This is a genomic window from Clostridium sp. AM42-4 (genome assembly GCF_003480105.1).
GTDB lineage: Bacteria > Bacillota > Clostridia > Lachnospirales > Lachnospiraceae > Brotaphodocola.
Genome location: NZ_QUIK01000026.1, coordinates 40,043 through 48,163, shown reverse-complemented (window position 1 = coordinate 48,163; position 8,121 = coordinate 40,043). Strand labels below are relative to the sequence as shown.

7 protein-coding genes and 6 tRNA genes are annotated in these 8,121 nt (G+C 47.5%); 12 read left to right on the top strand and 1 reads right to left on the bottom strand.

Annotated features, from left to right (window positions below; all coding sequences use genetic code 11):
* Positions 1–16 precede the first annotated feature (16 nt).
* The 7 genes from DW922_RS15880 to DW922_RS15850 all read left to right on the top strand — a co-directional run bounded on the left by DW922_RS15880 (position 17) and on the right by DW922_RS15850 (position 2,441).
* Positions 17–89, top strand: a tRNA-Val gene (locus DW922_RS15880).
* Between the two features lie 21 nt (positions 90–110).
* Positions 111–183: transfer RNA gene (locus tag DW922_RS15875), tRNA-Thr, on the top strand.
* Positions 184–221: 38 nt separating this feature from the next.
* A tRNA-Tyr gene (locus DW922_RS15870) sits at positions 222–303 on the top strand.
* Positions 304–331: 28 nt separating this feature from the next.
* A tRNA-Met gene (locus tag DW922_RS15865) sits at positions 332–405 on the top strand.
* Between the two features lie 4 nt (positions 406–409).
* Positions 410–482: transfer RNA gene (locus tag DW922_RS15860), tRNA-Phe, on the top strand.
* A 3-nt stretch (positions 483–485) separates the two neighbouring features.
* Positions 486–558, top strand: a tRNA-Lys gene (locus DW922_RS15855).
* A 212-nt stretch (positions 559–770) separates the two neighbouring features.
* Positions 771–2,441: a hypothetical protein gene (locus DW922_RS15850; RefSeq protein WP_118727085.1), complete on the top strand. Its 1,671-nt coding sequence runs from the start codon at positions 771–773 to the stop codon at positions 2,439–2,441.
* A gap of 122 nt (positions 2,442–2,563) precedes the next feature.
* Here DW922_RS15850 and DW922_RS15845 read toward each other — a convergent pair whose 3' ends face one another.
* Positions 2,564–2,791 carry a hypothetical protein gene (locus tag DW922_RS15845; protein ID WP_118721050.1) on the bottom strand — a complete coding sequence of 76 codons (228 nt, stop codon included), beginning with the start codon at positions 2,789–2,791 and terminating at the stop codon, positions 2,564–2,566.
* A gap of 229 nt (positions 2,792–3,020) precedes the next feature.
* On the opposite strand from DW922_RS15845, the gene DW922_RS15840 reads away from it, so the two are divergent.
* The 5 genes from DW922_RS15840 to DW922_RS15820 all read left to right on the top strand — a co-directional run bounded on the left by DW922_RS15840 (position 3,021) and on the right by DW922_RS15820 (position 8,096).
* Complete coding sequence (locus DW922_RS15840; RefSeq protein WP_118727084.1) at positions 3,021–4,496, top strand: aminotransferase class I/II-fold pyridoxal phosphate-dependent enzyme; 1,476 nt, start codon at positions 3,021–3,023, stop codon at positions 4,494–4,496.
* A gap of 104 nt (positions 4,497–4,600) precedes the next feature.
* The gene (locus DW922_RS15835; protein ID WP_118727083.1) at positions 4,601–5,197 is read left to right on the top strand and encodes a guanylate kinase; all 597 of its coding nucleotides are present in this window, start codon (positions 4,601–4,603) and stop codon (positions 5,195–5,197) included.
* A 180-nt stretch (positions 5,198–5,377) separates the two neighbouring features.
* On the top strand, positions 5,378–6,370 hold the full coding sequence (gene holB, locus DW922_RS15830) for a DNA polymerase III subunit delta' (protein ID WP_118727082.1): 993 nt from the start codon (positions 5,378–5,380) through the stop codon (positions 6,368–6,370).
* A gap of 81 nt (positions 6,371–6,451) precedes the next feature.
* A complete protein-coding gene (locus DW922_RS15825; RefSeq protein WP_118721047.1) occupies positions 6,452–7,363 on the top strand; it encodes a stage 0 sporulation family protein in 912 nt (303 codons plus the stop codon).
* Positions 7,356–8,096, top strand: a complete 741-nt coding sequence (locus DW922_RS15820) for a tRNA1(Val) (adenine(37)-N6)-methyltransferase (RefSeq protein ID WP_118727081.1) — start codon at positions 7,356–7,358, stop codon at positions 8,094–8,096. Before DW922_RS15825 ends, DW922_RS15820 begins: the two co-directional genes overlap by 8 nt.
* Positions 8,097–8,121 lie beyond the last annotated feature (25 nt).

Below are 8,121 nucleotides of genomic sequence, written 5' to 3'. Positions count from 1 at the left end.
TTCGAAAGTTGAATATGGGGTCTTAGCTCAGCTGGGAGAGCATCTGCCTTACAAGCAGAGGGTCATAGGTTCGAGCCCTATAGGCCCCACTTTCAAAGAAAACCTGGTTCGCCGATATGGCTCAATTGGCAGAGCAGCTGATTTGTAATCAGCAGGTTATCGGTTCGAGTCCGATTATCGGCTTTGAAATTTCCGCTTTGCGGTAATTAAATAATGATTATGGGGGAATTCCCGAGTGGCCAAAGGGGGCAGACTGTAAATCTGTTAGCTGTGCTTTCGGTGGTTCGAATCCACCTTCCCCCACTCAACAACTTCATATTTTCGCGAATGTCGCGGGGTGGAGCAGTCTGGAAGCTCGTCGGGCTCATAACCCGAAGGTCATAGGTTCAAATCCTATCCCCGCAATTTTGCCTTGGTAGCTCAGTTGGTAGAGCAGAGGACTGAAAATCCTCGTGTCACTGGTTCGATTCCGGTCCAAGGCATACGGGCGTGTAGCTCAGTCGGTAGAGCACTTGACTTTTAATCAAGTTGTCCGGGGTTCGAATCCCCGCACGCTCATCTTTGAAAATGGCTTAAATCCTTGAAAAACCTTGGATTTAAGCCATTTTTCGTTTCAGCTGAGAGGTATCTCCAGACAATTAAGGCACAGAAAAAGTGCTTTTGTAATCAGCTATTGTATGATAAAATAGCTCTCATAGGGAAGATAATATCTTCAAATTATCTTCAAAATGTTTGTATCACTGGGCTCCGATGAAAGAGGAAACGATGGAATGAATGGAACCAAAACCAAAACACAGAAAATGTCAGAACAAAGTAACTGGATCCACGAATTTGAGAATCTGTATATTCTGACGTACAAATCCTTGTACCGCCATGCAAAACTAGTTTTTGGACAGGAAGAGAAAGCAAGAGAGCTTCTGGTCCAGGTTTATATGGAGGCTTACCAGCGGGGAGAACAGCTGCAGAAGGAAAAGAGCCCGGTCGACTGGCTGCTAAAGAGATCTGATTTTCTGGCTGAGACGCGTCTGGAAGCAACGCGGGAAATGATTGAGGCTTCCTATGCCGAAGAGAAGATGCAGTCAAAGGAAGCCAAAAAGGAGAATCTGACAAATCTGGATGAAGCTTCGCTGCTTCTTGAAATAGAAGATCGCCTTGGAATCGTAGATGGGGATGGAGAACATGCGGAAGAACCAGAGGATTCTCCCAGAAAAAGAATCTGGTCACTGGCGCTTCTGGCTGCAGCCCTGCTTCTGGCTATTGCCGGGATTTATAAGGTAAAGCATCAGTTTGATCTTTTACAGGCTCCGTTTGATAAAACCTTTCATCAGACGGAGGAGACAGAAGCACAGAATGAAAATACCGAGATCCAGCTGGGGGATAAAGCGGTTGTCTTATCGGCGGCAGGCCAGATTTTGTACACGGTGCCGCTGGAGGAAAGCAGTCTGGCAGGAGAACATGACTATAACGAGGAAATCCAGACACGTGATGGCTGGACCTATTATCTGCCATGCCCGGAACGGAAGGACAGTCAGCTGGCAAAGGTACATCCATCCCTCTACCATACGCTGTATCGTGCAGATAATGATCAGGAAATAGAGGTCATTGCCCAGGATGTCGATAATTTTACATTTTGGGAAGATGGAATTTATATCATGCAATATGGATCAGTACAGAGGATCAGTGTTGAGGCTTCTTTTGCGACGCGTCAGATAGGTACCTATGCAGCTGTGGAAAATGAAGAAATCTATCTGTATGATACGCTGGGAAGAAACCTCCAGACGGATGTTGAGGGAAAATACCAGTATGGGGACCGTATTTTTAAGATGTCCGGAAACCGTATCGAGGATGTGATAGCGGCAGATCATGAAGTGGGAGCATCTGAGTATTATCTGAAGGATCAGGAGGATGGAAAAGGACAGGCAATCTTTTGCAAGAAAGGCGGAAATGAAACGCTTTTTGAATCCATGGGGAAATCCATTGACAGCTTCTGTATCGTGGGAGACTGGGTTTATTATAGTGCCTGGATGAAAGGAAAAGAACGGGGCAAGCAATACAGCCAGCTGTTCAGGCTTTCCCTGACAGACCCGGATGCCGAGGTGGAAGAATTGCACAAGCGATATCAGGGACGCATCTGGCAGATGTACTATTCGGAAGAGGGAGACCAGATATACGGAAACTATAGTCCCGAGAACTGGAAGAGCAGTTATGGTGTGATCGCTGTGATCTCCCGTTCAGGGCAGATGAGTTATCTGGATGATGAAGAACTTCGGAAAGCGCAGGAAACTACTGGCAATGACCGTGTGAAATTTGTTATGATGCAGGACGGCCAGGTATATTGCTACTGGGAAGACTGTTATTGGAAAAAGGGAGAGAATCCGATCCCGATGTGGCGCAGGGTTCTTGTGATCCCAGATAAAAACAGGGTTGTGATGGAAGACTGATCTTCCGCCACAACCCTGTTTTTGTCATGTACATCTGTATGCTGCATCTGGCAGAAACCGTGCTGCTGTCTTCAATGCCTGGGTATTTCCTCAGCAGGTGCATACACGAAGCGTAAAGTTTTTTATTCGTCAAATTCCGCAATTACATAGAAGCCGCGGGAGTTTTCCTGAATATCCTTGATCACGCCTTGTTTGGATTTGAGCCGGTCACGGGATTTGTAACAGCCTGACATGGCTACAGCCGGCTCAATGATATAGCTGTAATTGAAGCCTTCACGCTCAGTGACATCGACTACATCTCCGATTTTCACCAGACCCTGGCGTTCCATTTTAAATTCCATTTGCCGCAAAGCAATTCATCTCTTTTCTACTTTTTATGGTATCCCTGTGTTGCTGTTTCGTTGCGGTTCATATATGTGTGAACTATGGCTGCGCCTTCCTTCGCAATTGAGCAATCATTTATTGCTCTGTTCATACATGTGTGGACCTGCTTCTTGATTATAATGAAAATGGATTGGAATGTAAAGGTGTTCTATGTTACAATCACTTATGCAAAAAATAAGGATAGAATAGAAATTGATGAGAGAAGAAGAATTACTGAGAGAACGTTTAAAGCGCTACTGTGCGACCCAGACAGCAGCGTTTCATATGCCTGGACATAAGCGCCAGATGGATTTTGAAATCCTGCGGGATTTTCCGAATCCTTTTTCCATTGATATCACAGAAATAGACGGGTTTGACAACCTGCATCATCCGGAAGGAATTTTAAAAGCTTCCATGGAATGGGCGGCCGGGGTATATGGTGCAGACCATACGTATTATCTGGTAAATGGAAGCAGTTGCGGAATCTTAAGTGCCATCGGGGCGGTGATGCATCCCGGTGAGACGATTCTGGTGAGCCGCAATTGCCATAAATCGGTGTATCATGGACTTATCCTCAATTCTCTGAAGCCGGAATATGTTTATCCACAAATTATCGGTCATTTGGGGATACAGGGTGGGATTACCCCGGAGGATGTGGAAAAGAAACTGAGGGAGCACCCGCAGATCCGTGGGGTTCTGATCGTATCGCCGACCTACGATGGTGTAGTTTCTGACATCCGTGCGATCGCAGAGGCCGTGCACGCGCATGATATTCCACTTATCGTAGATGAAGCCCATGGTGCACATTTTCCCTTTGGGGCCGGGCATTTTCCGGTGTCGGCTTTGCAGTGTGGGGCAGATCTGGTGATACAGAGCCTTCATAAGACGTTACCGAGTCTGACGCAGACAGCACTGCTGCATATGCAGGGAAACAGAGTCAGCTGGAGACGTCTGGAGCAATGTCTCCAGATGTATCAGAGCAGCAGCCCTTCTTATGTGTTCATGGCGGCGATCGAGCAATGTATTTTTGAGATGGAGCAGCATGGAAGACAATATATGGAGGAATTTGCCCAGAGGATTTTTGAAGTCAGAAAACGGCTGGGGCGGCTGCAGAGCCTGAAGCTGCTAAGCAGAGAGGAAGCAGGAAGCTACGGGGTCTTTGATGTGGATGAGTCAAAGCTGGTCATTTCCTGTCAGAACCAAATGACGGGAGAGGAACTGAATGAGTGTCTGCGCCGGGATTTTGCAATTGAAATGGAGATGTGCGGGGCAGATTATGCTGTGGCGATCCTGACTTTTCTGGATAGTGAGGAGCACCTGGAGCGTCTGACAGAAGCATTGCTTGCGATCGACCGGGAGCTGGAGCGGAATAAGGCTGGAAACTGTGCAGCGTCCCAAATTCCGAAAGGGGAAATCTGCATGACGCCTGCAGAAGCTGCCAATGCACCATTGGAGCGGGTGCGTCTGGAAGAATCGGCAGGCAGGATATCCGGGGAATTTATCTATCTGTATCCGCCGGGAATTCCGATCATCACGCCGGGAGAGCGGATGAACCGGGAAATCATCGGGCAGGTTCTGAAGGATCGTGAGCTTGGGCTGCCGGTTCAGGGGCTGGAAGACAGGAAAACGGAGCATCTGCTGGTTGTGAAGGAAAAGCAGAGTAGTTTGGAAGACCGGAATGACTTGGAATAGCGAAATGGCTTGGAAGAATGGAAGGTTGCTGGAAGAACAGAAACTACGAAAATTGCAGGGAATACAAAGATCGCAGAAAGTACAGGAGTCAGGAGGAAAACAGGATGGGAAAAATCTTTTATCTGATGGGAAAGAGTGCATCGGGAAAGGATAGCATTTATAAAAAGCTGCATAGCTTATACCCGCAGCTGCAGACTTTGGTCCTTTATACCACGCGGCCTATGCGGGATGGGGAACAGGAGGGAGTTGAGTATCATTTCATCGACGGTCTTCACTTGGAATCACTGCAGCGAGATGGAAAGGTGATCGAAGTACGGACTTACCAGACGGTGTATGGTCCCTGGAGCTATGCAACCGTGGATGATGGACAGATTGATCTGGTAAAAAAGGATTATCTGGTGATCGGAACCCTGGATTCTTATGAAAAGCTGAGGAATTATTACGGGAAGGAAGCGCTGATCCCGCTGTATATTACAGTAGATGACGGTGTGCGTCTGGAGCGTGCACTTTTGCGGGAACGGCAGCAGAAGGAGCCGAAATATGCGGAGCTGTGCAGGAGATTTCTGGCAGATGAGGCAGATTTTGCACCGGAGCGTCTGGCGGCGCTCGGTGTGAAGGAGGCGTTTGAAAACCAGGATCTGGAAAGCTGTGTGGAACAGGTTGCAGCGCGGATCTGGAAGGATATGGTGAAGTGCGACTGAAAATCCCGCATGATACAGTTCTGGCAGCAGATTTTGCTGATTTGGAATAGGAAGCATTGGCTGGAAGGCGAAAGTATGCTATACTTTTGAATGATATTACGTAACGGATTAATGCAAAGGCGGATCGCTGCTATAGCTTTGGGTTCATAGAAACGTTACGAAGATTGTGAGGTGACTGCTATGTTGAATTTTCAAGAGATTATCGGCCATGAACAGATAAAAGAGCATTTTCAGAAAGCTATCGAATATAACAAGGTATCCCATGCCTATATCCTTACAGGAGAGGCGGGAATGGGCCGGAAATCGTTAGCGAATGCCTTCGCACTTACGCTTCTGTGTGAGAGGGGAAAGAGTGAGCCCTGCATGGAGTGCCATGCCTGCAGACAGGTTTTGAGCGGCAGCCATCCGGATCTGATCTATGTATCCCATGAAAAGCCAGGGACGATCGGCGTCGATGATATCCGCAGGCAGATCAATGACACGATCATGATCCGGCCTTACAGCAGCTATTATAAAATATATATTGTAGACGAAGCAGAGAAGATGACGCAGCAGGCGCAGAATGCGCTCTTAAAAACCATTGAGGAGCCACCTTCCTATGCGGTGATCCTGCTGCTGACAACGAATCAGGAAGCATTCTTGCCAACGATTCTGTCGCGGTGCGTACAGCTGAAATTAAAGCCGCTCCGGAATTTTACCGTGAAGAAGTATTTGACAGACAAGCTGCATGTAGAAGAGGCGGATGCCGATATTTATGCGGCTTTTGCCCGTGGAAATCTGGGAAAGGCAATTTCGCTGGCGTCTTCGGAGGACTTTAAGCTTCTGCATGGGGAGATGCTCCATCTTTTAAAGCACATAAAGGAGATGGACATTTCTGAGCTGCTGGATTATATCCGGAAAATGAAAGAGGAAAATCTGGATATTTATGAGTGCCTGGATTTTATGCAGCTCTGGTACCGGGATGTATTAATTTACAAGGTTGCACAGGATATGAACCAGCTGATCTTCAAGAATGAATACAGCAGCATCAACGAGGTCAGCAAAAAGTGCTCTTATGAGGGACTGGAGAAAATCCTGCAGGCGATCGATAAAGCCCGCGTCCGACTGGATGCGAATGTAAATATGGAGCTGGCGATGGAGCTGATGCTTCTTGTGATGAAGGAAAACGGTTGATACCGTTTGCGCAACGCGTGAACAATATCAAACGGTTAGTCAGATGGAATCAGACTGAAACAGATAGGAGATCGATAAATTATGGTAACAGTAATCGGAGTCCGCTTTCGTACGGCAGGAAAGATTTATTATTTTTCCCCGGGAAAGCTGGAAATTAAAAATGGGGACCATGTAATCGTGGAAACGGCCCGTGGCATTGAGTATGGCCATGTAGTGCTGGGAAACCGGGACGTGGAGGACAATAAGGTTGTGCAGCCGTTAAAGGCGGTGATTCGCATGGCAAATAAAGAGGATATTGCCCGCGAGGAAGCAAACCGCAAAAAGGAAAAGGATGCTTTTAAAATCTGTCAGGAAAAGATCCGCAAGCATAAGCTGGAGATGAAGCTGATCGATGTAGAGTATACCTTCGATAACAATAAGATCCTGTTTTATTTTACGGCAGACGGAAGAATCGATTTCCGAGAGCTGGTAAAGGATCTTGCTTCTGTATTTAAGACCAGGATCGAGCTGCGCCAGGTAGGCGTCCGTGATGAGACAAAGATCGTGGGTGGGATCGGGATCTGCGGAAGACCGCTTTGCTGCCATTCTTATCTGTCGGAATTTATTCCGGTATCTATCAAGATGGCAAAGGAGCAGAACCTGTCCTTAAACCCTACCAAGATCTCTGGCGTTTGTGGCCGTCTGATGTGCTGCTTAAAGAATGAGGAAGACACCTATGAATATTTAAACAGCAAGCTTCCGGGTGTAGGGGATTATGTGACAACCGATGATGGCTTAAAGGGCGAGGTACAGAGTGTGAATGTCCTGCGCCAGTTAGTCAAGGTTGTTGTTACGGTTGAAAAGGATGAAAAAGAGATCCGGGAATATAAAGTCGAACAGCTGAAGTTCAAACCGCGCCGCCGGAAAGGCAAAGGGGAGCAGGCAGAAGACCATGAGCTGAAAAAGCTGGAGGCACTTGAGAAAAAGGAAGGAAAATCAAAGCTGAATGAATAATGTGATCTGCGGTGAGGATGAGCGGATCGATGATCTTCAGAGAAACGGTTACCGCATTATCCAGAAAAAGAAGGGCTTTTGCTTCGGTATGGACGCAGTGCTTTTATCTGGCTTTGCCCAGGTAAAGGATGGGGAAGTGGCCGTGGACCTAGGCACAGGGACCGGAATCATCCCAATCTTATTGGAGGCAAAAACAAAAGGAAAGCATTTTACCGGCCTTGAGATCCAAAAAGAGGTGGCGGAGATGGCAGAGAGGAGTGTGCGGCTGAACCATCTGGAAGACCGGGTAGACATTGTGAGAGGCGACATCAAGGAAGCCAGTCGGCTGTTCGGCAAGGCTTCTTTTGATGTGGTTACATCGAATCCGCCTTATATGAATGATAATCATGGACTGAAAAACCCGGATCTCCCAAAGGCTATTGCGCGGCATGAGGTATTTTGTACGCTGGACGATGTCTGCAGGGAGGCTTCGCTGCTGTTAAGATCCGGCGGACGTTTTTATATGGTACACCGGCCCCACCGGCTTGCGGAGATCATTACGGCATTGAAGACATACAGGCTGGAGCCAAAACGCATGAAGCTGGTACATCCGTTTGCGGATAAGGATGCTAATATGGTGCTGATCGAGGCTGTGCGGGGTGGCAGATCGATGATGAAGGTGGAGGCGCCGGTTATCGTTTATCAGAAGCCGGGTGTGTATACACAGGAAATCTACGACATTTACGGATATTAGATAACAGAGGCTATCAGGAGGAAAT